General features: G+C 42.0%; 25 protein-coding genes, 6 tRNA genes and 1 other RNA gene. 22 read left to right on the plus strand and 10 right to left on the minus strand.

Annotated elements, in window-relative coordinates; all coding sequences use genetic code 11:
* Window positions 1-78: 78 nt before the first annotated feature.
* Window positions 79-2,169 (plus strand): methyl-accepting chemotaxis protein, encoded by a 2,091-nt coding sequence (locus HRQ91_RS10380; RefSeq protein ID WP_210119476.1) that lies wholly within the window; start codon window positions 79-81, stop codon window positions 2,167-2,169.
* Window positions 2,170-2,226: 57 nt separating this feature from the next.
* Entirely contained in the window at window positions 2,227-2,415 is a 189-nt protein-coding gene (locus HRQ91_RS10385) for a hypothetical protein (RefSeq protein WP_210119477.1), read from the plus strand.
* Window positions 2,416-2,440: 25 nt separating this feature from the next.
* On the opposite strand, the gene HRQ91_RS10390 is transcribed toward HRQ91_RS10385, so the two are convergent.
* A complete protein-coding gene (locus HRQ91_RS10390) occupies window positions 2,441-3,214 on the minus strand; it encodes a DeoR/GlpR family DNA-binding transcription regulator (protein ID WP_210119478.1) in 774 nt (257 codons plus the stop codon).
* A 314-nt stretch (window positions 3,215-3,528) separates the two neighbouring features.
* Between HRQ91_RS10390 and HRQ91_RS10395 the strand changes: the two genes are divergently transcribed.
* The 10 genes from HRQ91_RS10395 to HRQ91_RS10440 all read left to right on the plus strand — a co-directional run bounded on the left by HRQ91_RS10395 (window position 3,529) and on the right by HRQ91_RS10440 (window position 12,126).
* Window positions 3,529-4,512, plus strand: a complete 984-nt coding sequence (locus tag HRQ91_RS10395; RefSeq protein WP_210119479.1) for a sugar ABC transporter substrate-binding protein — start codon at window positions 3,529-3,531, stop codon at window positions 4,510-4,512.
* 67 nt (window positions 4,513-4,579) lie between these two features.
* Window positions 4,580-6,091 (plus strand): sugar ABC transporter ATP-binding protein, encoded by a 1,512-nt coding sequence (locus HRQ91_RS10400; RefSeq protein ID WP_210119480.1) that lies wholly within the window; start codon window positions 4,580-4,582, stop codon window positions 6,089-6,091.
* Window positions 6,088-7,053: an ABC transporter permease gene (locus HRQ91_RS10405; RefSeq protein ID WP_210119481.1), complete on the plus strand. Its 966-nt coding sequence runs from the start codon at window positions 6,088-6,090 to the stop codon at window positions 7,051-7,053. Before HRQ91_RS10400 ends, HRQ91_RS10405 begins: the two co-directional genes overlap by 4 nt.
* Window positions 7,054-7,069: 16 nt before the next feature.
* A complete protein-coding gene (locus tag HRQ91_RS10410) occupies window positions 7,070-8,743 on the plus strand; it encodes a ribulokinase (protein ID WP_210119482.1) in 1,674 nt (557 codons plus the stop codon).
* Window positions 8,733-9,431 carry an L-ribulose-5-phosphate 4-epimerase AraD gene (gene araD / locus HRQ91_RS10415; protein ID WP_275946234.1) on the plus strand — a complete coding sequence of 233 codons (699 nt, stop codon included), beginning with the start codon at window positions 8,733-8,735 and terminating at the stop codon, window positions 9,429-9,431. The genes HRQ91_RS10410 and araD overlap by 11 nt, the downstream gene beginning before the upstream one ends.
* Complete coding sequence (locus tag HRQ91_RS10420; RefSeq protein WP_210119483.1) at window positions 9,418-10,029, plus strand: KpsF/GutQ family sugar-phosphate isomerase; 612 nt, start codon at window positions 9,418-9,420, stop codon at window positions 10,027-10,029. The genes araD and HRQ91_RS10420 overlap by 14 nt, the downstream gene beginning before the upstream one ends.
* A gap of 2 nt (window positions 10,030-10,031) precedes the next feature.
* Window positions 10,032-10,682, plus strand: coding sequence for a beta/alpha barrel domain-containing protein (locus tag HRQ91_RS10425; protein WP_210119484.1), 651 nt, complete (start codon window positions 10,032-10,034; stop codon window positions 10,680-10,682).
* A gap of 77 nt (window positions 10,683-10,759) precedes the next feature.
* Window positions 10,760-11,335 carry a uracil-DNA glycosylase family protein gene (locus HRQ91_RS10430; RefSeq protein WP_210119485.1) on the plus strand — a complete coding sequence of 192 codons (576 nt, stop codon included), beginning with the start codon at window positions 10,760-10,762 and terminating at the stop codon, window positions 11,333-11,335.
* A gap of 21 nt (window positions 11,336-11,356) precedes the next feature.
* Window positions 11,357-12,037: an HAD-IA family hydrolase gene (locus HRQ91_RS10435; RefSeq protein WP_210119486.1), complete on the plus strand. Its 681-nt coding sequence runs from the start codon at window positions 11,357-11,359 to the stop codon at window positions 12,035-12,037.
* A gap of 16 nt (window positions 12,038-12,053) precedes the next feature.
* Window positions 12,054-12,126, plus strand: a tRNA-Ala gene (locus HRQ91_RS10440).
* Between the two features lie 88 nt (window positions 12,127-12,214).
* Here the strand turns inward: HRQ91_RS10440 and HRQ91_RS10445 are convergent.
* From HRQ91_RS10445 to HRQ91_RS10455, 3 genes are read right to left on the minus strand one after another with little or no spacing between them, the layout of a single operon-like run.
* Complete coding sequence (locus HRQ91_RS10445; protein ID WP_210119487.1) at window positions 12,215-12,358, minus strand: hypothetical protein; 144 nt, start codon at window positions 12,356-12,358, stop codon at window positions 12,215-12,217.
* A 9-nt stretch (window positions 12,359-12,367) separates the two neighbouring features.
* Window positions 12,368-12,757: a type II toxin-antitoxin system HicB family antitoxin gene (locus HRQ91_RS10450; protein ID WP_210119488.1), complete on the minus strand. Its 390-nt coding sequence runs from the start codon at window positions 12,755-12,757 to the stop codon at window positions 12,368-12,370.
* Between the two features lie 46 nt (window positions 12,758-12,803).
* Window positions 12,804-13,004 carry a type II toxin-antitoxin system HicA family toxin gene (locus tag HRQ91_RS10455; protein WP_246473220.1) on the minus strand — a complete coding sequence of 67 codons (201 nt, stop codon included), beginning with the start codon at window positions 13,002-13,004 and terminating at the stop codon, window positions 12,804-12,806.
* A gap of 379 nt (window positions 13,005-13,383) precedes the next feature.
* Here HRQ91_RS10455 and HRQ91_RS10460 point away from each other — a divergent pair, with 379 nt between their 5' ends.
* From HRQ91_RS10460 to ffs, 10 genes are all read left to right on the plus strand, one after another.
* Window positions 13,384-14,301 (plus strand): 1-acyl-sn-glycerol-3-phosphate acyltransferase, encoded by a 918-nt coding sequence (locus HRQ91_RS10460; protein WP_210119489.1) that lies wholly within the window; start codon window positions 13,384-13,386, stop codon window positions 14,299-14,301.
* A 361-nt stretch (window positions 14,302-14,662) separates the two neighbouring features.
* The gene (locus HRQ91_RS10465; protein WP_210119490.1) at window positions 14,663-16,132 is read left to right on the plus strand and encodes an NAD(P)/FAD-dependent oxidoreductase; all 1,470 of its coding nucleotides are present in this window, start codon (window positions 14,663-14,665) and stop codon (window positions 16,130-16,132) included.
* Window positions 16,129-17,418 (plus strand): NAD(P)/FAD-dependent oxidoreductase, encoded by a 1,290-nt coding sequence (locus HRQ91_RS10470; protein WP_210119491.1) that lies wholly within the window; start codon window positions 16,129-16,131, stop codon window positions 17,416-17,418. The genes HRQ91_RS10465 and HRQ91_RS10470 overlap by 4 nt, the downstream gene beginning before the upstream one ends.
* Before the next feature lie 19 nt (window positions 17,419-17,437).
* Window positions 17,438-17,791 (plus strand): DUF1667 domain-containing protein, encoded by a 354-nt coding sequence (locus tag HRQ91_RS10475; RefSeq protein WP_210119492.1) that lies wholly within the window; start codon window positions 17,438-17,440, stop codon window positions 17,789-17,791.
* Window positions 17,792-17,916: 125 nt separating this feature from the next.
* Window positions 17,917-18,001: transfer RNA gene (locus HRQ91_RS10480), tRNA-Ser, on the plus strand.
* Between the two features lie 11 nt (window positions 18,002-18,012).
* A tRNA-Ser gene (locus HRQ91_RS10485) sits at window positions 18,013-18,097 on the plus strand.
* Between the two features lie 28 nt (window positions 18,098-18,125).
* Window positions 18,126-18,200: transfer RNA gene (locus HRQ91_RS10490), tRNA-Arg, on the plus strand.
* Window positions 18,201-18,234: 34 nt separating this feature from the next.
* Window positions 18,235-18,321, plus strand: a tRNA-Ser gene (locus tag HRQ91_RS10495).
* 110 nt (window positions 18,322-18,431) lie between these two features.
* Window positions 18,432-18,517: transfer RNA gene (locus tag HRQ91_RS10500), tRNA-Ser, on the plus strand.
* Window positions 18,518-18,521: 4 nt separating this feature from the next.
* Window positions 18,522-18,620, plus strand: an RNA gene (ffs, locus tag HRQ91_RS10505) — signal recognition particle sRNA small type.
* A gap of 67 nt (window positions 18,621-18,687) precedes the next feature.
* On the opposite strand, the gene HRQ91_RS10510 is transcribed toward ffs, so the two are convergent.
* The 6 genes from HRQ91_RS10510 to dctP all read right to left on the minus strand — a co-directional run bounded on the left by HRQ91_RS10510 (window position 18,688) and on the right by dctP (window position 26,020).
* Window positions 18,688-19,359 (minus strand): YoaK family protein, encoded by a 672-nt coding sequence (locus tag HRQ91_RS10510; RefSeq protein WP_210119493.1) that lies wholly within the window; start codon window positions 19,357-19,359, stop codon window positions 18,688-18,690.
* 74 nt (window positions 19,360-19,433) lie between these two features.
* A complete protein-coding gene (locus tag HRQ91_RS10515) occupies window positions 19,434-20,726 on the minus strand; it encodes a M48 family metallopeptidase (protein ID WP_210119494.1) in 1,293 nt (430 codons plus the stop codon).
* A 48-nt stretch (window positions 20,727-20,774) separates the two neighbouring features.
* The gene (locus HRQ91_RS10520; RefSeq protein WP_210119495.1) at window positions 20,775-22,676 is read right to left on the minus strand and encodes a fructose-1,6-bisphosphatase; all 1,902 of its coding nucleotides are present in this window, start codon (window positions 22,674-22,676) and stop codon (window positions 20,775-20,777) included.
* 152 nt (window positions 22,677-22,828) lie between these two features.
* Window positions 22,829-24,124: a TRAP transporter large permease gene (locus tag HRQ91_RS10525; protein WP_476718534.1), complete on the minus strand. Its 1,296-nt coding sequence runs from the start codon at window positions 24,122-24,124 to the stop codon at window positions 22,829-22,831.
* Between the two features lie 40 nt (window positions 24,125-24,164).
* Window positions 24,165-24,656: a TRAP transporter small permease gene (locus HRQ91_RS10530; protein WP_210119496.1), complete on the minus strand. Its 492-nt coding sequence runs from the start codon at window positions 24,654-24,656 to the stop codon at window positions 24,165-24,167.
* Between the two features lie 362 nt (window positions 24,657-25,018).
* Window positions 25,019-26,020 carry a TRAP transporter substrate-binding protein DctP gene (gene dctP, locus HRQ91_RS10535; protein WP_210119497.1) on the minus strand — a complete coding sequence of 334 codons (1,002 nt, stop codon included), beginning with the start codon at window positions 26,018-26,020 and terminating at the stop codon, window positions 25,019-25,021.
* Window positions 26,021-26,131: the final 111 nt, after the last annotated feature.

A 26,131-nucleotide genomic window follows, 5' to 3' on the forward strand; every position in this document is an offset into this window, starting at 1 on the left:
TACTTTCTAGATGATCAAGTCGGAATACACATATGTAAATTTAAGTAACTATCATTTACAATATTTTGGAGGCTTTACATGAAAAAGCGATTTTCTATACGTTATAAACTCATCATTATCTTCGGTTTTTTAATTGCTCTGGCATCGGCGATTGAAATTTTGCTTGCCGTACTTTCGGCTCGCAAAGCCGTTACCGAAAAGGTTGAGGAACACCTTATCGATAAAGCAAACGATACGGCGGAAATTATCGACGGGCGCATCAACGCCTTTCTTCAATTCTTGGACGGCATTGCCCGTATGCCTGCCTTATATAATCCGTCTTATTCATATAGCGAAAAAATAGCTCTTTTACAAAAAGAAGCAACTTTTAACAAGCGGATAAAAGAACTGGATATAACCGATAAAAACGGGACCTTTTACTATGCAGGAGGCTCCGTTAAAGTAAGCGACCGAGAATGGTTTCAAAAAGCTATTTCGGGGGAAAAATTCGTGACCGAACCGTACATAGAAAGGGCGACAGGAACGCTTGTAATAACCTGTGCGCTTCCCATTTTCGATTCCGCCAATACCATAGTCGGGGTCTTATCTGCCGACATCAACGGTTTACAGCTATCGGAAGACATAGCGGACATAGTCGTCGGCAAAACGGGCAATTGTTATATAATGGGTAACAACGGTGTCATTATCGCAAATAAAAATGCCGAGCTGGTCAAAAATCAAGCAAATATTATCGAACAGGCAAAAACGGACGAAACGCTTGCTTCAATCGCCGCTTTTTTGGAACACGTTTTGGATACCGACGAAAGCGAAATAGGTCATTACATATATCAAGGCGAGTCTTACATAGCCTCTTTTGCAACAATGCAGACTACTGATTGGTCGATTATTATCCGCGCACCGGTTAATGAATTTATGGGAACGGTGAACACACTGTGTCTTTCAATGATAGGAATCGGTGCGATTATTTTAGTTATCGCGCTCGCCGTCATATATTTCATTGCGCGCGCTATGGTCAAACCGGTATCCGTCGCTGTAGGGGCATTAAAAGACATTGCACAGGGCGAAGGCGACCTTTCGGTACGTCTTCCCATAACGGGTAACGACGAAGTAACCGACTTGTCCGAGTACTTTAATCAGACTATAGCTAAAATCGGCTCGTCAATTAAAGCGGTAGGCGAAAACAGCAGCGTCATGGAAGAAATCGGAAGCGAGCTTGCAAGCAATATGACCCAAACTGCAAGCGCGGTACACGAAATCAGCGCAAACATAGACAGCATTAAGCAGCAGGCCCTGACACAGGCGGCGAGCGTCACCGAAACCGCCGCTACGATCGAAGAAATCGTTAACACGATAAATAAATTGAACGCAAGCATCGAAAACCAGTCGGCGAGCGTCGCAGAGTCTTCTTCTGCGATCGAACAGATGGTCGGCAACATAGCGTCCATAGGACAGACGCTTGAAAAAACCGACGGCGTGATTAAAACCCTCGCCGACGCAACGGTCGACGGCAAAACCACAATCGTTAACTCGAACAGTGTAACTCAAAAGATCGCCGAAGAATCAGGCAGTTTAATTGAAGCGAGCGCGGTTATTCAGCACATAGCTTCACAGACAAATTTGCTTGCGATGAACGCGGCGATCGAAGCCGCTCACGCAGGAGAAGCGGGTAAGGGTTTTGCTGTCGTCGCGGACGAAATAAGAAAGCTTGCCGAAGATTCCGCCGAACAGGGTAAAACCATAACCAACACTCTTAAAACGCTCTCAGGTGAAATCGAAGATCTTTCGGCCTCTTCCAAAACTGCAGAAGAAAAGTTCAACGTCATTTTCAGCTTAACCGAACAGGTAAAAACAATGAGCGACCGCTTGACGGAAGCCATGCAGGAACAGGAAAAAGGCAGCAAGGAAATGCTCGCCGCGATCAAAGACATAAATACCGTAACGGTAGAAGTAAAAGACGGATCCGAAGAGATGCTTAAGGGGGGCGAAGGCGTCGCAAGAGAAATGGAAAAACTTGACGGCCTTACAAGAGTTATTACCGATAGCATGAACGAGATGGCCGCTGGAGCCATTCAGATAAACAACGCTGTACAGGAAGTAAACGAGATCACTCAAAAGAACAAGGCGAGCATTCAAAACCTAGCGGAAGAAGTGAAGAAATTTAAAGTGTAGACAAGACATTCGAACATAGATTGTAAGTCTTATCAAAATATTTTAATATACTTAACTATGAAGCCTCTTCTTTATGATGAAATAGATCAAGCAGAGATGAATGCAGCGTTCAGAGAAAAGGGATGGTCGCCCTTATACACGGCGTCTCCGCACTCGCGCATTGCGCTTATAGGCCAAGCGCCGGGACGACTTGAAGGCCTGAGGCGAACGGATTATATGCAGGCGGCTTTTATAAGCCGCCGCTGAATTAGCGAACAACAGATCTTCATTGTCATACAATGATTAATTTCACTCCTGATCGTTCGATAAATTGAGCATATTTGTCAGGAATATTTGTATCAGTTATAACGGTTGAAAACTGTTCCAATGTCGCAAATTGAAACGAACTAATGCAGCCGAATTTCGAAGAATCAAGTAATAGTATATTTTGTTCGCTGCTATCAAGCATGGCTTGTTTTATTGGCGTATCCTCAGGATAATAACAAGTTATACCAAGATTGATCTCAAATCCTGTCGCTCCGATAAAACTTTTATTAGCTCTATACCGTTTAATAGCATTGACAGCATTAATATCATAAAAAACTTTTGGCTTATCGGAAAACACGCCACCAGGTGTAATTATGATACTCTTTTTCAAGTTCATCGTTAAAACAGCTAATGTGGTCAAGCTGGAAGTAATGCATGTATATGAATTTTCATTAGATAATTGTTCCGCTAAGGCAAGTACTGTAGATCCGGTATCAAAAAATATAACATCTTTTGGCTCAATCAGTTCTTTGGCTTTTTGTGCAATTTTATTTTTAATTTCCCAATTTTTTGCCTGTTCTGCAGTCAAAGAATAGTTATTCTGATTTCGTTGAATTCTTGTTGATGTCACTCCTCCATAAACACTATTGATCTTGTTCAATTTTTTCAGCATTTCCAAATCACGCCGGATCGTCATTTCAGATACACCTATATGTTCTGAAAGCTGTCTAACCGTTGAGAAATGATTAGAGTCGACATAGGTTACTTCCTGTTCAAGCCGTGATTCAATTTTTGACATTTGCTTATTCCAAATTCCTATAACATACTGAAATAAATATGTATTCCAATTTAAGTGAAGATTCTATCATATATGAAATAATTTCACAAATAAAAAATCGTCCGTCCAAATAATTAGCTAATCGGGCTATATGCTGAATAATCACACCGCCCAATTGCAGAAATCATTTTCTTCTCCTACCATTATATGATAAAACTTTACCATATAATGGTAATTATATCAACTTTATCTATAAATAAATGTTGACATATGGCAATTTTATGATAACATAAATAACAGACAGTGAAAATATTATAACATTTTGGAGGTTTAATATGCCGTTGAAAAAAACAACTATTGCTTTGGTTGCCGCTTTAATATCTGCAGCATCGTTCGCTCAAGGAGGAAAATCTACTCTCAATACGTCAGAAGAGAAAAAAACGAAAGACATCAAATTAGCTTATGTAAGCATGAATTTAGCAAATCCTTGGAATATCGCTGTGAAAAAAGGTTTTGAAAATGCATGTAAAGAACTTGGCGTACAGTATTTGAGTATAGATTCCCAATATAAAGTAGACAAACAGGTGTCCGATCTTGAAAATTTGATAAATGCAAAATATGATGGGTTCACTTTTACACCTATTGATCCAAATGCCACAAAAGAGCTAGTCGAAACAGCAAAAGCGAAGGGTATTGCGACTGCCAGTATAGCCCAGATGCAAGATAATGTAAATTTGATCTATACTTTAAACGAATACGATTACGGCTATGCAATCGGAAAGCAGGCTGGAGAATGGATTCGCGATACTCTTGGAGGAAAGGCAGAAGTTGCTATTATTTCACAAGATAATGTAGAGGCTGTAATTCCCAGAGGCAACGGTGTTGAAGATGCAATTCGTAAAATATGTCCTAATATTACTATAGTATCTAGACAAGCAGGTGATACTCCTGAAGGCGGATTGAAAATTATTGAGAGTGTTCTGCAATCTCATCCTAGCCTAAATGTCGTAGTTGGGACAAATGATTCCGGTGCCATCGGCGGGTATCAGGCTATGGTAAATGCCCGGAAATCTGGCAATAAATATGCGGTGTTTTCAGGAGACGCCACATCCGAATGCCTAGCGTTAATGCGGGAGCCAAATAGTATCTATCGTGGAACAGTCGATTTATTCCCATATAAAGGTGGCTATGAGAGTGCAAAAATATTATACAAATATGTAACAGAAGGCATTCCCACAAAGCAAGAAAAGATCATGTTGCCTTATGTCCCTGTTTCGCAAGAGGATTTATTGAGCGGGAAGTATATTCCTCAAAATTGACCATCACCATCAGTGTTATTACAGGAAAGGGAATCGGTGCTCTCTTCTAAATAATTAAGGTTAGTTAATGACGAAAACGATTTTAAAATTAGAGAATATATCTAAAGCCTACTCCGGAGTCTGTGTCCTTCATAATGTATCATTGGAAATTCATAGAGGGGAAGTTCATGCTTTATGTGGTGAAAACGGAGCAGGCAAGTCTACTATCGTAAAAATTCTTACCGGTGCAGTTTTACCAAGCAGCGGATATATAGAAGTTAATGGAGAAAAATTTGAAAACCTGTCACCTAAAGAATCCATGAATCTAGGAATCTCCGTTGTATATCAAGAATTCAGTCTCATACCTTATTTGACAGTAGTTGAGAATATCTTTTATGGTAGAGAAATATCTAGACATGGCATTCTAGACATAAAAACCATGAAACAGCAGGCAAAAGATCTTTGTAAAAAAATGGGTATTTCTCTTGATATTAATTCTCGTGTTTGTGATTTAGGTGTTGCGTATCAACAAATCGTCGAAATCATGAAAGCGGTATCCAGAAATTGTCACATCATGATCTTAGATGAACCCACTGCCCCGTTGACAGTAAAAGATACTGCTGTTTTCTTCAATTTAGTCAAACGTTTAAAAAACAAAGGAACTACTTTCATTTTCATTTCTCACCGCCTTGAAGAAGTTTTTGAAATCTGTGATCGCGTAACGGTTCTATGTGATGGAAAAAAAATTCTAACAGAAAAGACATCGGAGATAAATCGCCAACGATTAGTATCAGCTATGGTTGGAAGGAATCTGACAGAAACATATCCACGTTCCGAAGTATTTATTAATAATTATAGTCCTATTGTGTTGGATGTCCAAAAAATAAAGAATAAAGATATCCATAATGTGTCTTTCGTACTCCGTAAAGGTGAAATATTAGGTTTCGGGGGGTTAGTAGGTGCAGGGCGGACAGAACTTATGAGGCTTCTGTTCGGTGCTGACCCCTTGGAAAGCGGTGAAATATTTGTAAATGGGAAGAAATATTTTCCTAAATCTCCTGAAATTGCTTTACAGGCCGGAATCGCATTGATACCCGAAAATCGTAAATCACAAGGAATTATATCTTCTTTGAGCGTAAAACATAACATTTGTATCTGTACTGAAAAAAAAATCGCAAAATATGGAATTATTTCCCAAAAGACAGAAAAGGAATTGGCCATGCGATATATTAAAAACCTGAATATTAAAACCGCTAGCCTAGATCAGCAGATTAGAAATTTGTCCGGCGGAAATCAACAAAAGGTAGTATTAGGAAAAATGCTTGCAACGAATTGTCAAATTTTGATTTTTGATGAACCTACAAGAGGCATTGATGTAGGTGCAAAACAAGAAATATATGAATTAATGGTCGGATTAGTTCGAGAGGGGAAAAGTATTATCATGGTGAGCAGCGAGATGCCTGAACTTATAGGCATGTCAGATAGAATATATGTTATGGCAAACGGCCGAATTAAAACGGAATTGAGTCGAGATAATTATTCCCAAGAATTGATACTGGAATTTGCTTCACAAAATCAAACAAAGGCGGTAGTGCAATGAAAAAGAGATATACTTCCATTATTCTAGATTACGGGATTGTCGTTATACTATTATTTTTGATTGTTTTTTTTTCATTCACAGCTAACTTCTTTTTTTCACTCTCTACATTTATGACTATACTTAGACAGGTTTCTATTACAGGGATCATATCCATAGGTATGGCTTTCGTGATTATTACCGGCGGAATTGATTTATCAGTGGGATCAATAGCAGGAGTAAGCGCTGTTACTGCGGCATTACTGATGCGCAGTGAACTGCCTATCTTTTTTGCTTGTTTAATTACTATTCTAATAGCTTTAGGCTATGGCTTTATCAATGGTTTGCTTATTACAAAAATAAAAATGCCGCCTCTCATTGCAACTCTCGGAATGATGATGTCTTTACGCGGGATTGCATTTATAATCACTGACGGGCTTCCTGTCTTTGGTTTTAACAAAATGTACAGCAATTTTGCAAAAGGTAATTTTTTGGGAATCCCATATATGATTCTTCTGCTGATCTTCGTATTTCTTCTTACATTGTTCGTCTTGAACAAAACAACTTTTGGCAGATATGTCTATGGTATCGGAGGCAACGAAGAAGCAACCCGCCTGTCTGGAATCAATACACACAAAATTATGATTATAGTTTATTCAATAAATGGTTTTCTTTCAGGAATAGCAGGTTTAGTTCTTCTTTCTAGAACTAATAGTGGCCAACCTAGCGCCGGCAATGGTTATGAAATGGATGCAATTACAGCAGTTGTTCTCGGAGGAGTGAGTTTGACAGGAGGAGAAGGCAAACTACCGCTAGTAATGGTAGGTGTGTTGATCATGGGAATTTTATCTACAGGTATGCTGATGTGCAATATTAATGATTATGTCCAGCAATTAGTAAAGGGCCTAGTCTTGCTTGGTGCTGTAACGTTTTCTAATGAATCTCACGTAATTCGGCAAAAGATTAGTAACAAATTAAAAACATAGTAAGGATTATGAGTATATGAAATATTCTATCGGAATTGACTATGGATCTTTGTCAGGACGTTGCATATTGGTCAATATCGCAAACGGGGATGTCGTAGCGACAGCGATTTCGAAATATACGCATGCCGTTATGGACAGACAACTCACAGATGATATCCCCCTTCCTCTAGATTGGGCTCTTCAGCACCCACAAGATTATATCGATGTATTATTTCAGACAATTCCAGTTGTCCTTCATGAAGCAAATGTCGATGGGAAAGACATTATTGGTATCGGGATTGATTTTACCGGATGTACAGTTTTACCATTAGACAAAACCGGTACTCCGCTATGTTTTTTGCCACATTTAAAATCGAATCCACATTCATATGTCAAACTCTGGAAGCATCACGCTTCTCAACCAGAAGCCGATTTGATTAATCAAGTTGCATCAGATAGGAAGGAACCGTTTCTTAACCGATATGGGGGAAAGATTAGCAGCGAATGGCTATTTCCTAAGCTTCTACAAATTCTTCATGATGACCCTAGTTTATATGATGAAATCGATTGTTTTATCGAAGCAGCCGACTGGGTTCCATATTATTTAACCGGTAATATGACAAGAAATTATTGTTCGCTTGGATTTAAAGCAATGTGGCATTCCAAGCAAGGGTTCCCATCTACAGAGTTCTTTAAAGCTCTGGACCCACGTTTTGAATATGTGGTCCAAGAAAAAATCAAAGGGAAACATGTCCCCGTAGCAACCAACATAGGCACATTACGCCCTTCTTTGGCTCATCAGCTTGGTTTATCTCCGAATGTTTGTGTAAGCAGCGGTCATCTTGATGCTGCATGTTCCTTGATGGGCGCAGGAATAAACAGCGATGGATCAATGCTTGCAGTTGTCGGAACTTCCACTTGTCATATGCTGCTAGGAAAAGACGAACAATATGTTCCAGGAATTTGCGGATATGTAGAAGATGGTTTTATTCCTGGCTTTTTAGGATATGAGGCAGGACAATCATGTGTCGGAGATCATTTCCAATGGTTGATAGAAAATTGCACTCCTTCAAAATATCTTTCAAAAGCTGAACAACAGAAAAAGACAATATTTCAATATCTTGGCGAACTGGCAGCCGCTAAACCGGCTGGAGCAAACGGATTACTTGCTCTTGATTGGTGGAACGGAAATCGTTCAATTCTTAATAATGGCAAATTATCAGGATTGCTTATTGGATGTACTTTGCAGACTAAAGTAGAAGACATTTATCGAGCTTTAATTGAGGCAACCGCCTTTGGCACTCGTGTAATTGTTGAGAACTTTAATAAAAATGGAGTTCCTGTAAAACAAGTCTATTTTTCTGGGGGAATTGCCAGAAAAGATCCTTTCATGATGCAAATTTACGCGGATGTGTTGGGGATGGATATTCTCATCGTTGAAACAGAAGAAAATGCTGCATTATCTGCCAGTATATGCGGAGCGTTGGCTGCAAAAAATAACTGTGGGTATTTCTCATTTAATGAAGCCATAAAAAACATGTCTCACATAAGTTCACGAATTTTTCGACCAAATTTGAATAATAAAATAGTCTACGATGAACTATATTTTGAATATTGCAAATTATATGAATACTTTGGGGATGAAAATAGATCTGTCATGAAAAATCTAAAAAAAATCGCAGAAGGAGGGAAAAAACAGTATGAATATTGAACACCTTAAGCAAGAAGTCTTGGAAGCAAATTTGGATTTAGTAAATAAAAATTTGGTAATTTCTACATGGGGCAATGTTTCCGGATATGATGCTGAAACAAAACTGATCGTTATAAAGGCTAGCGGCGTAAATTATAATAAAATGACAATCCACGATATGGTTGTAGTAGATCTTTCGGGAACAATAATAGAAGGGGATAAACTCCCTTCAACAGATACACCTACGCATATTGAATTATATAAAGCTTTTTCTGAAAAAGGCGTTTGTGGAATCGTTCATACCCATTCACAATTCGCCACGTCTTGGGCACAAATGGGTCGTGCAATTCCTTGCTATGGAACTACACACGGCGACTATTTCTACGGAGAAATTCCGTGTTCAAGAGAAATGTCTGCCGAAGAAATCAATTCAGAATATGAAAAAAATACAGGAAAAGTAATTCTTGAAGCTATGTCTCATACGGATTGCATTCATATGTCGGCAACATTGGTAAGACACCACGGGCCGTTTGTATGGGGTAAAACCCCTACAGAAGCAGTGTTGCATAGTCAAGTTTTGGAATATATCGCAAAAATGGCTATCCTCAGTGAGCTAGGATTCCCTTCAATTCATCCAATTCCACAAGTACTTGAAGATAAACACTATAACAGGAAATTCGGACCGGGGGCATACTATGGACAAAAATGAATTCCAAACTATTATGTGCAATGTTTTATCCGCTGAAAGCGCTGCAATTGAATCGCTAATACACAACATAGATTGGCTACAAGCAAAAGCTTGTATTGATTTATTGCTAAATTGTACAGGAAAAGTAATTCTTTCCGGCTGCGGAACTTCAGGCGAAGCTGCAAAGAAAATTGCCCATACACTTTCTTGTGTTGAAATTCCAGCTTTTTTTCTTTCACCCTCTGATGCCCTTCATGGAGGATTAGGTGTTGTTGAGAAACATGACATAATAATTTTGATTTCTAAAGGAGGAAAAACTTCAGAACTGGATATAATGATGGATCGTTTAATTATGATGAATGCTCAGACAATAGTCGTTTCAGAAGATCCAAGGACGTTCCTTGCAGGCAAGGCAACACAATTTATGCAGATACGAACTGAAAAAGAGCCTGATCCATTTCATATGCTAGCGACCGCCAGCACTCTTTCCGTCATAGCCTTCTTTGATGCTTTGACTATTGTATTACAGCAAGAGACTGGTTTTACAAAAGAAAAATTCCTTACTATTCATCCAGGAGGAGAGGTTGGATATCAATTAAAATCGGAAATTGAAAAGTAAAAATGAAAATTTCAATATCTTTGTTTGCATGTCCCCACGATTACCTTTCTTATTCAAATCTTTTTTCTATTCATTATGCAGATTCTATTCATGTAGATATTATGGATGGAATCTGCGTGCCGCTTGTAGGCGTTTCTTATGATGCTTTATTAAAAATTTCTAGACTTTATACTCTTCCTATCCAAATTCACTTAATGGTTCAGAATCAAATGTCAGAACTTGAAAGAATTCTCCCCTTATCCGCAATTGATACAGTATTCTTGACAATTGAAAAAGAACCTATTGATACGATACTTGCATGTCTGCAAAAAATCCGACAAGCAGGGAAAAAGGCGGCAATTGCATTATGGCCTGAAACAGATATTGAAATGATAGAATCTTTCATAACCAATATCGACAACTTATTAGTTATGACTACAAAAGCAGGTGTGTCGCAATCTACATTTCTCCAAACATCATATACCCGTATTGAAAATCTTCTTTTATTCCTGAAAAAAAAAGAAATAAATTTAAAAATCGGAGTTGATGGTGGCATGACCGCAGCACGACTAAGCAAAATAAAGCATCTCGGTGTTTCATATGCAGTGGTTGGACGTTCCTTCTTTGTCCCTGAGGAACAAGTAAAAATTATTAATTTAAAGCTACGTGATTAGTGAAAAAAGTATGCATATAATCGTATTTCTACACTAGCAATTGTAAGTCTTATCAAAATATTTTAATATACTTAACTATGAAGCCTCTTCTTTATGATGAAATAGATCAAGCAGAGATGAATGCCGCGTTCAGAGAAAAAGGATGGTCTCCCTTATACACGGCGTCTCCGCACTCGCGCATTGCGCTTATAGGCCAAGCGCCGGGACGACTTGCGCAAGAGACGAACAAAACATGGAATGACGCAAGCGGAAGACTGCTCAGGCAGTGGCTGGGTGTGACGGACGAGCAGTTTTATAATCCGGATTTGTTTGCAATTATACCCATGGATTTTTACTATCCGGGTAAGGGCGAACACGGAGACCTTCCGCCCCGCAAAGAGTTCGCTGCAACATGGCATCCTAAATTGTTGGCTCTTATGCCGGACATCCGGCTTACAATTTTAATCGGAATTTACGCGCAAAAGTATTATCTAGCGGAAAACGCAAAACAAAACCTAACCGAAAACGTAAAAAATTTCAAAACCTATTTGCCCGATTATTTTCCGCTGGTTCATCCGTCGCCGATCAATATATTCTGGCGAAAGCGAAATCCTTGGTTTGAAAAAGACGTTGTTCCGGCTCTGCAGGCGGCGGTTAAGACCGTGCTGACATAACCTCACGCAAAAGGAAATCCCATGCTTATCAAACACCTGATCTTCGATTTGGACGATACGCTTTATCCCTCTGGCAAAATGTCGGAGGCGATTACACAAAACATGATCAAGTACGTCTCAAAATTTTTTAACATCACATACGAAGACGCCGTTGCCCTAAGAAAAAAGAACCTGCCGATGTTCGGTTCAACGCTGGAATGGCTTATGAACAGCGGTATGACAGACGCCGAAGATTATCTTTTTGCAGTTCATCCCGAAGACGAAACTAAAAATCTTTTGCCCGATCCTGCGCTTCGGCAATTTTTGCTGTCGCTTGAAATTCCCATGACCGTTTTGACTAACGCGCCTATGGAACACGCCGAGCGCGTCTTAAATTTTTTAAACATAAAAGATTTATTTTCTTCCGTAACCGACATACGCGACTGCGCCTTTAAAGGCAAGCCTTACCCTATAGCTTTTGAGACCGCTTTGCGCCGTTCGGGCAGCAGCGTAAAAGACACCCTGTTTATTGACGATCAAATAAAATATATCCTAGGATATAAAAGGCTCGGAGGTATTTGCGCTCATGTAGGGAGCCCCTCATATAAAGCGTCTTCAGTGCCTTCGTTTTTATCGGATGCCGATGCCGCCGGCGGAAAAATTTTTCATATTGATTCCGTGTACAGCCTGCCTGCGGTATTGAAACAAATCGCCGATCTATAGTATAATAAAAAAATACGGGGATATAGCTCAGTTGGTAGAGCGACTGGTTCGCAATCAGTAGGTCACCGGTTCGACTCCGGCTATCTCCAATCTTAACTTTTTACATTATATGTAATTGCAATCCTTGTATTGTTTTAAAGTACAGGCAGAATGTCAATAAAATATCAAGGACTTGCATTATTTTTCGGCAAGCGCCGCTTGTGTCAGGTTCGCATTTTCCCTGCGGATTTTAAGCACTTTTGCGGGAGTGAGACGCGCTTTAATCTTTTGAAAATAATCCCAGTCTTCGATGTTCCGCGGGGTATCGGCAACGGTTTTCATATTTTCCTTTTATCGGGCGATGCCGAGTTTTTGACACAGGGCGTCCTGCAGCGTTTGGCTGAAATTGACGGAAGCCCTTTCGGCTTTTGTGTTCAGCCATGCAGGAATCGAGAGCGTTTTTTTTACCGCCCTGCTGTCAAATTCTTTTCGCCATTCGTCCGTATCCGCGAGGATATACGACACGGTTCCTCGTGTTTTTATTTTATTGATTTTGCTTGCAGGCGGAATCGGCTGTCCGTCGTCCTCGTAGCTTGCGAGCATCATTTCAATGCAGTCTTTCGCCATTTCGATGGCGTCCGCCATATTGTCGCCAAAAGTATAACAGTGTGGAATATCCGGAACGGTTACGCCGATTTTGCCGTCATCGTCTTCGAAAATCGCAGGATACACGTATTTCATACTAACCTCCAAAAAAAGGCGGGCGTTTGCACGCCTGCCTGAAAACCTATTTAAGACCACCGTCTTTTAAGATTTTTTGGGCCGTACCCGTCGGTATGTCCCCTGCATGGCGTGTGATCGGCACTTTTTGCCCTGTCGGACTGATCGCAAGGTCGTGTGCCTTACCGTGAACGATTTTCCAGCCGGCTTTCTTGAACTTTCGTTCAATTTCAAGCTTCGTCATATCGTTCCCCCATGCCTTTAACATAATACGTATTATTACGTATGTCAAGTGTTTTTATATTGCTCCACTTCGCAAAAAATACCGCTGTCATACGGAAATCAATTTTGGCTAAAATGTGTAATAGTCGTAAGATGGACGATTTCTATGCATTTGAGAGAAGGCCATGCTTTACCACCTATAATTCCGCGATGTTTGCGCTTGCGCAAATCAAAAGCAGCTTTGCTTTTTGTTGACAGTAAAACTCATACGGCATAAAATAATCGTATATACTTCTAAAAACTCGGTCGGAGTTTTAGAAGTGCCTTACAAGTACCGCAGGGTTTCTAATAAATCTTTGTACTATAAATGACTTATTAAAAACTCGTAAATCAAAATCAAGGGAAACCTACAGGAGCAATACGAAATGGCGTTATCTTTAAGACAAAAATACGGTAAATATTTTTCACTTATGTCATCTCTTACCAAGGCCGCGCCTAAAATCGATGCTACGAACGTATACGAAGAAGCGAATATTGAAACCAGAAAAGTCATGTATTCCATGCTTAAAGAAAACATGCTTCCGGGGACAAGACTTGAAAACGTTGAAAATTTTAAAGCCTTTAACGAGGCTGTAAAAAGCGGAAAGCGCGGGCTAATCCTTATGGAGCATTACAGCAACATGGATTTACCGGCTCTCATATATCAGCTGGCCTGTTACAAAGAACCGTGGGGAAAGGAACTGTCCGACCGCATTGTCGCGATTGCAGGCATGAAACTGAATGAAGAAAATCCTATGGTACGTGCATGGGCGGAAGGATTTACTCGCGTTATAATCTATCCGAGTCGCAGTCTGGAATCCGTTGAAAATAAAGAAATCCCTGAAGAAGAAAAACTTGCCGAAAAAAAACGCGCCCGCGCCATTAACCTTGCGGCAATGCGCGCCATAGATGCGTGCAAAAAGAGGGGACAGGTTATCTTAGTGTTTCCGTCGGGAACCCGCTATCGCCCCGGAAAACCCGAAACAAAACGCGGGCTTCGCGAAGTAGACAGTTACCTCCGCATGTTTGATGTGATGATTCTCGTTTCCATAAACGGAAACTGCCTGCGCCTTGATCCTGAAAACACGGAAGACATGCTGGCGGACTTGGTCTATGAAGACATAATAATACAAGCGTCAAGCCCCGTCATAGAATGCAAAAAATTCAGGGAAGATATTTTAAACAAACTTCCCAAAGACGATCCCGATCCCAAACAAAAAGTCGTGAACGAAATCATGTCAATATTTGACAGGCAGCATGATGAAATTGAAAAGATTCGGGAAAAAGAAATAGAAAAAATTTAAAAGAGACGGCCGATATTTTACCGCAATAGCCTGAAGAGGACCGCCGCAAAAGCCGATTATTTTTTCAACAGTCCGTCGTCCGTGATTCTGCAAAATGTCCTTAGTGCGGTCGCCGGGGAAACGCTGTAAAATTTTTGCAGCGAGGACGGCAGACAGTTAAAAATTTTCTCGACTGCAAAAAAAATATGTGTTATACTTTGTTTAAGAGAAAATTCTCGATATTTTAGTGTTTAAGATAAGTGCCGTTTCTTGAGTATTAAGAGTGAAACTGCTTCTGTCCGAAAATGGGATAGGCGTGCGTTCGCTCTTTTTTTATGTAAAAAGTTATAAAGCGCGCCGTCCTTGCCTATATGGGGGTCTTATGCAATACGACGTAGCCGTGATCGGCTGTGGAATCGTAGGCGCAGCGGCGGCATATACGCTTTCAAAGTATAAGCTCAACATAGCTGTCGTCGAAGCTGAAAACGATGTTTCCGATGTTACGACAAAAGCAAACAGCGGTATTCTTCACGCAGGGTTCGATCCTGAACCGGGAACAACAATGGCCAAACTTAACGTAGACGGAGTTGCCATGGCCAAAGATCTGTGCAAAGACCTTGACGTTCCCGTGTCATGGTGCGGTTCCTATGTAGTAGCTTTTTCCGATTCCGAAATGAAAACTCTAAAAGACCTGTACGACAGGGGCGTAGCAAACGGCGTTCCGGGCATGGAAATTCTAAATGCAAAACAGGTGCAAAACAAAGAAAAAAATCTTTCCACTAAAATAAAAGGCGCTCTGTTCGCACCGTCTGCGGGAGTGGTATCTCCGTGGGAGTATGCCCTCGCCTTCATTGAAACCGCCGTAAAAAACGGCACAACCCTTCACAGAAATTTCAAAGTAAATTCGATAATCAAAGCTGAAAACGGCGGATACGTCGTAAAAAGCGAATCAGGGAGCGAAGTGTCGGCAAAATACGTCGTAAACGCGGCAGGCTTGAATTCCGACGTCATTCACAACTTGGTTTCACCTCCGACGTTTAAAATAAAACCCGTAAAAGGCGAATACTACCTTTTAGACAAAAATACAGGCGGCCTAGTAAAGCACGTGATCTTTCAGTGTCCGAATGAAAACGGCAAGGGAGTTTTAGTGTCGCCCACAGCGCACGGAAACATAATCGTAGGGCCGAACGCAAGCCCTTCCGCAAAGGACGACGTAAGCGTCACGAGCAAAGGCCTTGACTTTGTCGCGGAAAAAGCGCGCCTTTCGGTACCAAACTTGGATCTTCGCACATCGATAAGAAATTTTGCTGGAGTGAGAGCAAATGTGGATACGGACGATTTTATAATCGCCGAAGCCGAAAACGCCAAAGGCTTCATAGACCTTGCAGGCATAAAATCGCCGGGTCTGACTTCGGCTCCGGCAATAGCGGTGCGCTGCCTTGAACTGCTTGAAAAATCAGGGCTCCCGCTGGAAGAAAAAAAAGTTTACACGGACAAAAGACAAAGGATCAGGTTCAAAGAACTTTCTTTGAAAGAAAAAACGGAGCTTATAAAGCACAATCCGCTTTACGGAAGGATAATCTGTCGCTGCGAAACCATTACGGAAGGAGAGATTCTTGAAGCCCTAGCTTCGCCTGTGCCGCCCGTCTCAATAGACGGCATAAAACGCCGCTGCGGAACGGGAATGGGCCGCTGCCAAGGAGGATTCTGCGGCCCGCGCGTGATAGAAATTCTTATGAAAAAAACACACATGAGCTATAAAGATGTTATTCTCGATAAAGAGGCGTCTTTTATGCTTTCGGGAATAACGAAAAAAGAATCGGAAAAAGATCTGATGGAAGGTGCCCTATGAACGGATCCTATGAACTCATTGTCGTCGGCGCGGGGCCTGCAGGTTTGGCGGCCGCACTTGAAGCGTGGAATAACGGACTCAGAAAGATACTTATAGTCGAGCGGGCAAAAGAGGCCGGCGGAATTTTGATGCAGTGCATACATAACGGGTTCGGCCTGCACTACTTCAAAGAGGAACTGACGGGCCCTGAATACGCCGGCCGATTCGTGAACATGGTATCGGAAACGGGCATAGAAATAAAACTTGACACTATGGTTTTGGAAATCACTTGCGACAAAAAAGTCCACACCATAAATACTTCGGACGGGTACTGCATTTACGACGCTAAAAGCATTGTCCTTGCCATGGGCTGCCGTGAAAGAACCCGCGGCGCCATAGCTACACCCGGAACCAGGCCTGCAGGAATTTATACGGCGGGAACTGCCCAGCGTCTTTTGAACATCGAAGGATACATGGTGGGTAAGCGCGTGCTCATTTTAGGCAGCGGAGACATCGGACTCATAATGGCGCGACGAATGACTCTTGAAGGAGCCAAAGTTCTTGCCTGCGTCGAGATAATGCCGTATTCGGGAGGGCTTACGCGCAATATAGTCCAATGTCTGCACGACTTTGACATTCCGTTATACCTGTCGCATTCCATAGTCGACATAAAAGGTGATAAGCGCGTAGAAAAAGCCGTCGTTATGAAACTTGATGAAAATCGAAAGCCTGTCCCCGGAAGCGAAATGGAATTTGACTGCGACACAATACTTTTAAGCGTGGGGCTTATTCCCGAAAACGAGCTTACTGAAAAAGCTTCGATATCTATGGATGCGAGAACGCGGGGCGCCGTAGTTTTTGAAAACAGAGAAACTTCCGTGCCGGGAATTTTTGCCTGCGGAAACGCCGTACACGTGCACGACCTTGTAGACTTTGTAACCGAAGAAGGACAGATAGCCGGCCGCGGAAGCGCACGGTTCGTCATGCAAGGTAAAAACACTCCTCTTGCGACGGATAAAGAAAATATTATAGAAATCTCCAACGGCTTTGACGTAGGTTATACCGTTCCTCAAAAAATAAGAAGCGGGAATTTCAGCGATAAGATAGGCGTTTATTTTCGCGTACGTTCAGTACACAAAACTCCAGCCTTTATAAGCGTAAAATCCGCCGACAAAGAAATTTACCGCGTAAAGCGCACACACTTGGCGCCGGGCGAAATGGAAAGAATAGACCTCACAAAAAAAATGCTTGCCGATGTGAACGGTAAAATATCAATCGGCATTGAAACCGAACAAGCCGTAAAATAAGCTATAAGGACGAACGACCATGAAAAATATAATCTGTATTTGCTGCCCGACGGGCTGCCACTTAAGCGTAGACGAAACCAAGGGCTTTGCCGTCAGCGGGAATCTATGTAAACGCGGTGAAATTTACGGTAAGCAGGAAATTCAGGACCCGCGCCGCATAGTGACAAGCACCGTCGCCGTAAAAGGCGGACGATACTCGCGCTGCCCGGTAAAAACCAGCGGCACGATCCCCAAAGGAATGATGTTCGACGCAATGAAAACCCTCGACAATATTATAATAAAGGCTCCCATAAAAACGGGACAAGTTATTATAAAAGATATCTGCGGAAGTCAAGTAGACTTTATCGCAACGCAGACGATCGAAGCCAGATAGGTTCCCGATATGAGCCGGATAGCGGTCCGATCTTGACCGTACGAACCTCGACATGCATAGGCGCAGGGCATTCACAGCGGCTTGACAATGGCGCTTGAATTCTGTTATGATTTTTCTACATCTTTGGAGCGATGTCCGAGTGGTCGATGGAGGTAGTCTTGAAAACTATTGAACCGCGAGGTTCCGGGGGTTCGAATCCCTCTCGCTCCGGCTAATTTTACGGAAGCGTGGTAGAGCGGTAATACAACGGATTGCTAATCCGTCAGTTCCTTTCGGGCTGGGCAGGTTCGACTCCTGTCGCTTCCGCTAGATGTACAGTTTTTTAACTGTAAATGAGACTATAGCTCAGCTGGATTAGAGCATCACCCTGCGGAGGTGAGGGTCGCACGTTCGAATCGTGTTAGTCTCGTACAGGTTTTTGGGCCTGATGAATAATTACTTCTGGAAAGATGCGGGAGCGGTCGATCCGGACGGTCTCGAAAACCGTTGAACCTTTATTGGTTCCGGGGGTTCGAATCCCCCTCTTTCCGTAAAGCGGAATTTATCTTTGCGAATGCAAAATTCCGCAGCTCTCCTTAACAGTAAATCTTGAGAAATCACCTTTAGCGATTTTTTCGAGAGGAACGTAAATTGAAACTTTGGAAAGGTGTCCGAGTGGTTTAAGGTACACGCTTGGAAGGCGTGCGTACCCAAAAGGTACCGGGGGTTCGAATCCCCCCCTTTCCGTTTTGCCCAGGTGCCATGCAGAGCGCAGCTTGCAAACCCAGCCAGATCAGGAATGAAGCAACTGTAGTAAGATTGCTCTCGTGCCGTGGAATACCTGGGCTTTTTTTTGCCCGCAACATCGCACCGCCGCAAAATCGCAACACCCGTCGCCGCCGTAAAAATCCGCTGTATCAGGGCAAACCGGTTTTATCCTCTTCAATTGTGATGTACGTTAATACCAAAAACAATTCACACATCAATATCGAATACTCCGAATATAATCTTATCGAAACACAGCCTATGATTACGCCTATACCGAAATTGCAAATCACAATGATGTATTTGATAAACGAATAAAGACAATCTCGGTTTTTCGTATGAATGTATTGCGACAATTGAATCATACCGCTCTTTAAATTTCCGGTGATCATCGTAGTAGCGATGGGGCTGTTATCTATTCTGTCGAAATTCGCTACCTGAACCGCCGCAATAAGCGATATAACGCAGTTGACCGCATGATTGGAATAATTTTTGCCGAAAAACGCGATACAGGCTATCAACACAGCTTCCAGTATCAAAATAATTTTAAGTCTTATGTGCGAGCGCAAATTCTTTTTTGTTTTTAACAATTCCGATATGAATATTCCGACGGCAAAGGTAACAACCGGTATAAGATATTTTACGCTTTTATTGAATTCACGGTTTGCCAATGCAATAAAGATAAGCACCACGTTTCCTGTTTGCGCGTTTGCAAAAACATTGCCTTTGAGAATGTACGAATAGGAATCAAGGAATCCGCCGAGCAGCGACAAGCAAATTCCGATTTTAATATTTTCGTTGTTTTTTCTAATCTTCGTTTCCATAATACTTTAACATCGCAGGCGCGGAGCCGCTTTTCAGCCGTTTTAGCCGATAATTTCACCCGATAAAATAATTTTTATCTATTTACGCCGCCGCCTTTATATCCCAGCGCACGTAACCTTTCCAATAAAGGCGGATGGTTATAGTTAAAAACCGAATAAATTTTAGGAACTGAAATTTCCGACATGTTTTCCATATTCAATTTTATAAGCGCATTAGAAAGATCTCCTCCGTCTCCGCAGATTTTTGCGGCAAAAGCGTCCGCCTCAAATTCGTCCTTTCTGGAAAAATAATTACCCACAGCGCCTAACAAGCCGCCGAATCCGCCGAAAACTATTCCCAGTAAAAAAAGAGACGTAAAACATTCCACAGTTCTATAACTTTCATTTAAAAAAGAAAAGCCGAAGGCGTCGAGCATTCCGCGCGATAAACTTAACCTGTACGCCGCAAACAGCGCAAGGATAACGAGCGGAATCATTATGCAAAGCCGCTTTACGATATGGTGTTTTTTATAGTGACCCAGCTCGTGGGCGAGAACGGCTTCTATTTCCTGCGGGAGAAGCTGTTTTATAAGAGTATCGTAAAGAACTACCCTTTTGGCGTTCCCGAATCCGGTAAAATACGCGTTTGAATGACGGCTCCGTCTTGAAGCGTCCATAACGAAAAGTCCTTTAGCTTTAAAAGCACATTTTGCAAGAAGTTTTTCAAGGCGGTCTTTAAGTTCGCCTTCGGGTAAGGCGGTAAATTTATTGAAGAGCGGAGCGATAAACAAGGGATAAATTAGCGAAATCAGCAGCGAAATACATATGTAAGCGGCGGCTAAAAATATCCACCATGAAGATCTGAACACCGAAAATATTAGGGTCATCACGGCAAGAAGCAGCGCCGTAATACAAAGCGGGACTATACAGTCTTTTATTCGGTCTAAAACCCACATCTTAAACGTCATTACCGAAAAACCGAAACGTTTTTCTATTGAAAATTCCCGGTAAAGCTCAAAAGGAAGCGAAACGATCTTTCCCGGAACAGACGAGACAAGCGCAAATAAAAAGACTGCAAAAAAAGCGGCGTGCGTAACGTTTTGAAGTGTAAATTTCAAAATAAAAGCGTAAACTCCGCCGCAGACTAAAAGCAGAGAAAGCCCCGCGTACAATATGCTTTCAGGAATCTGCAGCACATATTTTGCATCTTCGTATGCGCAGATGCATTTTAATTTTTCTTCAACGATTATGCCGGAAAGCTCTTTGGGAACCTTGCGTCCGTTTTTCAAGCGGTTATAATAGTCAAGAAATTCGAGCGCTTGATCCAAGAACAAAGAAAATACCGTCGATGCCAAAAAAATAATAACAAAAATATTCGAGTAATTCATAATTTTTTTATTGCTTTATCAATTCCGCGTTGTCGCACAGGACGAAACCTATTCATTAGCATAAGGAATACTTCCGTCCCTATAGGCTTCCAAAAGCTCTTCGAGGTCTGCCGCAAATTCTTTCAGCGACTGCCCGTGTTCAGTGTCGGCGATGAATTTTCTTTTTGCAAAAGTTTCCACGGTAATGGTTTCCGATGCAATGTCGGTTTCGTTCATAATGGCCGACTGCGTATTTTCAAACTTCTTATGCACTACCAGCCGTATTCCGCGCGAATTGGAAACGAGCGTATAGCCCGCTATCCCCGTAGCTTCGTGATAGGCGGCGGAAAATCCCCCGTCGATTATAAGAAGTTTTCCTCCGCACTTTATAGGAGTTTCACCTTTTTTTACTTTTTGAGGCACATGCCCGTTTATTATGTGGCCGGTATTGTAATCTATTCCGAATTCGGCAAAGATTTTCTTTATCATTTCAGGATCTTCAAGCGTTTTATAGTAAGTGTTTTTTTCTTCAACCTTAGGTTCGTCTTCCTCGACAAACATGCGCTCGAAGGTCGCCATCTTGTTTTTACCGAACATGGGAGAATACGGCCCCGTCCACAAATACCATATCATGATCTCGCCCTTTTGTCGTTCCGCGCTGCCCTGCTTTGAAAAAAACGCCCGGCGCGCCCAAATTTCAAGTTCGTCGTACAAGGCCTTACCGGAAAATTCTTTTCCGTAGATATTTACCTTTGCAAAACTACCGTCTTTGGCCAAAGGTACGCAGCCGTGATAGAGCAAATTTCCGTTGTAAATCTTGTAGATGCTGCCCTTCGTAAACAAAAAATGTACGTGTTTTTGAAGCTTTTCACTGTGAAGGAACGAAGACCTGAGCCTGTTCATTATTTCTTCTTCTTCCGACGTAAGAGAATACGGATCCTTGGGATTAAAAGTCGGAAAATCGGCGGAATTGAGTTTCCATGTTTTTCCTTCGATCTTTACCGTTCCTTTTTGAACGTCGAGAGTGTCGAAAAACAGCCTGTCGTTCATCTCAAATTCCGGATGCTCAAGGATAATTTGGCCTTCGAGCTTAAACTGAATCATCGCTGCGGCATTTAAAAGACTTTTTTCTCCGGATTTTTTATAAACTTTGGCGGCAAACGCAAAAAACTGCGTGAGATTTATTCCGTATCCGTCTATAAGAAGATCCAAAGATTTGTACTTTGCCGACATGCGCAAAACGTTTGCGATACACGCCTTGCTTCCCGCAGCAGCGCCCATCCACACTATATCGTGATTACCCCATTGAATGTCCACGGAATGATAATCCAAAAGCTTATCCATAATCAAATGCGGGGAAGGCCCTCTGTCAAAAATATCGCCTATGATGTGGAGCTTATAAATGACAAGTTTTTGAATAAGATTGCAAAATGTTATAATAAATTCTTCCGCAGCGCCTATACGGATTATTGTCGCAATAATCGACGAATAATAAGCTTTTTTGTCGCTTATTTCTTCTTTTTCGGTTGTAAGTTCTTCTATTATGTATGAATAATCCTGAGGAATCAGTTTTCTTACATGGGAGCGCGTATACTTTGAAGAAACTCGCCGGAGGATGAGAACAAGGCGGTGCAGGATGACCGTGTACCAGTCGTTAATATCCTGAGCATGTAAAGACCGCTCAAGTTCAAGGCGTTCTCGCGGATAATAGATAAGGGTTGCCAGTTCCTTTTTTGAAGCCTCGGATTCGGAAAAGCCGAAAACCTCTTCAATTTTCTGCCATATTGAACCCGATCCGTTTTTTAAAACATGATTAAACTGTTCGTATTCCCCGTGTATGTCGGTCAAAAAATGCTCCGTACCTTTGGGCAAATTTAAAACGGACTGAGTATTGACCAACTTCGTAATCACGGCACGTTCCGAAGGATATTGCCGTGCAAGAATTTTCAAATACTTTTTACAATCTTCCATACATGTATTATAACACATATATTAAAGGACTTCTGTAAAAAGCATAAAGTAAATGCGTAGCCGCGTCGGAAATGCCTATAAAGCAGCAAATGCGCACATAAAAGGCCGCCGGGGGTGTGATCTTCAAATGAAGATCACACCCCCGGCAAAAATCACACCTTCCCGAATATCATATTGGGAATAAACAATACTAAATCCGGCAAAAACACAAGAATCGAAAGCTCAATTAAAATTGCAAGAAGGAACGGAAGGCTTTCCTTCGTATACTCTTCGGGAGGACAGTCTATAATACCGCACACGGTATAAAGCGCGGAACCTATAGGCGGCGTCATTACACCTAAGGTAACGATCGTAGCCATGAGAACTCCGAAATGGACTGGATCCATTCCTACGCTTGTAACCATGGGCAAAAAGATAGGCGTTAAAAGCAAAAAGTTTACATTGCTGTCCACAAACATTCCCGTAATGAACAAGAATCCGAGCATGATAAGAGTAAGCACATGTGGGTTGTCCGTAATTCCAAAGATAAAGGAACTCAATACCGCAGGAAGTCTTACCCATGTGATCGCATAACTGAACGGACCGGACATGGCGATGATAAGCATTATAGCCCCGTTATCCTTAAGCGTCGTAAGAAGAGCGGATTTAAAATTTTCCCACGTCAGTTTTTTATATATGAATTTTCCAATTATAATAGCATAAATAACGGCAAACGCTCCAGATTCGGACGGGGTAAATATGCCGAACCGTATTCCAACGATCAAGATTACAGGGAAAAGAAGAGCCCATATTGATACTTTTAAATTATCAAAAAGTTCGCGGAATGAAAGCTTGGGTGCGTCGGCCTTAGGCGGTTCGTATTTCTTTATGCGGCTTGTTATAGTAGTCGTCGCCATAAGAAAAAACGTCATCAGAAAGCCCGGCACTATGCCTGCGGCAAAAAGTCTTCCTATGGAAACTTCTCCTATAAAGCCGAATATTATGAGCCCTAGACTTGGCGGAATCGTCGCGGTTATGAGAGCCGTAAGACAGTTTACGGAACATATGTACCCTTTACTGTAGCCCAGCCTCATCATTTCAGGACCTAAAATCCGCGTTTCCATAGCGGCGTCCGCCGTCGCGGAACCTGAAACGCCGCCCATCAAAGTCGACATGACGACGGAAACCTGCGCGGTTCCTCCGTACATGCGGCGCGTAAGCAATCTTGCAAGTCCTAAAAGCTGCTCGGTAATTCCCGAAACATTCATCAGATTACCTGCGAATATAAAAAAGGGAACGGCAAGAAAAGCGAAAGACTGACTTTGCAAAACTATCATTTGCACGGCGGCTTCAAACGGTAATACGGGTTGACTTAAAAAATAGGCGAACCCCGAAATACCTATAACAAAAGCAATGGGCATTCCCATAACAAGAAAGACCACAAAGCATAATAACAAAAAATTCATCATATCCCCCTAAACTAAAAGACGGAATTTTTACCGCGCTGCGTTATCGTGCGGCGTCTTTTTCGGACTTTTCATTAAAATAAATTATGATCTTCTTTATTTTTCCTATAGTAGAAACCGCCATTGAAGCGGACGCGACGACGAGGCTCAAGGTTACTATTGAATAAGGGATCGGCATGGACTGATAAGTTCTTAAGCGTTCCGTCCATGCAAGGCGGCAGCCGTAAACGGCGATGACCACTAAAGTACAAAAAATAATGACATATATCAAAACCGATACTGTTTTTTGCAGTTTTTTGGGTAAATAACGCGTAAGCAAATCTATTCCTATAAGCTGGCCGCTGCGCCACGCTATGTCCGCGCCTAAAAACGCCGTCCACGCCAAAAGAAGCATAGCCAGATCAATGTTCCATGACATTGATACGCGGAAAAAACGAAGTATGGCCGACATAAAAACAAAAAGAATTAAAAAAATGAATCCTACGCCGCATACGATAATTTCGGCCTTGCAAAGGATTCCATATAGTTTTTTCATATGTTATTCTCCATTTCATACAAGATGCACACGCTTAAACATTACGTCAAGCGTGAGATCCGCATGAAAAATGATCCGGTCCTATAAAACTATAGGCTTTAAAAGATTAAGATTAGCGGTTTTGTAAAATTCGGCAAAGGACGCCAAAACTCAGCTTAAAACTTTTATAAAATGCGACGTTGCAACTCGCGATAACACGACGGGTTCAACTCGTAGAAATCTCGAAAAAAAATCGCTAAAGGCGAGTTTTTCCCGAGACGATCTTCCTTAGTCGTCTTATACCGATAAAGACCGATAAAGCGCCCCGTCGAAAATACCGCCGCAAACCTTAAAAAGCGTTTGCGGCGGCCGATTAAAAAATACTATTTTCCGAGTTCTTTAAACAATCTTTCTTTAAGACCGGCGGAAAATCCCAAATCATTGTTTACGTACAACGGATTTATGGCCTTTTGGAACTCATCAAGGCTTACTTCCGTGATCAGAACGCCGTTCTTCTTCATGTTTTCATAGTAACCGGCTTCTTCGCTTGCGATGATCGCGCCGTATTCCAGAGCCGTTTCTCGCATAGTTTTGATAAAAAACTCGCGATCGGCGGCGGGCATGCTGTTATAAAAATTGGACGAACACACAAAGGACGACTGGAGCATGTAGTGTTTGGATAAGGCAAGGTATTTTACAACTTCATAGATACGGCTTCCGTATGCGCTTGCAACCTGCACTTCGCATCCGTCAAGAGTTTTAGACTGAATTCCGGGGAAGACTTCCGACCACGGAATACCGATATTTGCAAATCCCAAGTATTTGGCAAGGTTGTTTCCGATCGCATTCCCGAAGCCGCGTATGCGGAGACCGGACAGGTCTGCAACTTTATTTACGGGAGTTGTGGTATAAAAAGAGCGGAATCCGTTATACATATTAGTTATATAGATAATTCCCTGCTTTTCAAGAGCGGCTTGCCATTCTTTAAAAAGCGGAGTGTCGGGAAGTTTTTTCAGCAATTCGGGATCCGTCAAAATATACGGCGCCATCAGGATATTAAGATCCGGAATATTGAATTGACTTGCCAGACGGCCGGGATCGCTCGGAACGACGAGACTTACGCCGAGTTTCGCCTGCGTTACCAAGGCGTCGGTATCGCCTGAAAGGGCGCCCGCAACCTGTACCGTAGCGCTGAAACGCCCGGAATTGTTGAGTTTTTCTGCCGCAGCCATCATCATGCGGCTCTGTCCCGTCGTTGCGGCTTCCGTTCCCGCAAACGTTACGGGAATCTTGGAACCGCCTTCGCCTTTGCCGGCGGCAAAAACGGAAGCCGACAAAAAACCTAAGGCTGCAAAAACAAAAACCAATTTTTTGTACTTTTTCATACGTAACTCCTTATATGTTTTTATTGTCAATTACGACAAATAATTTTGGGCTATCCAACTCTCATTAACTGTATTCAAGAGCTTATGCAGAAAAAGAGTAAACGGGGAAAT

The sequence above is a fragment of the Treponema parvum genome (assembly GCF_017893965.1).
GTDB lineage: Bacteria > Spirochaetota > Spirochaetia > Treponematales > Treponemataceae > Treponema_D > Treponema_D parvum.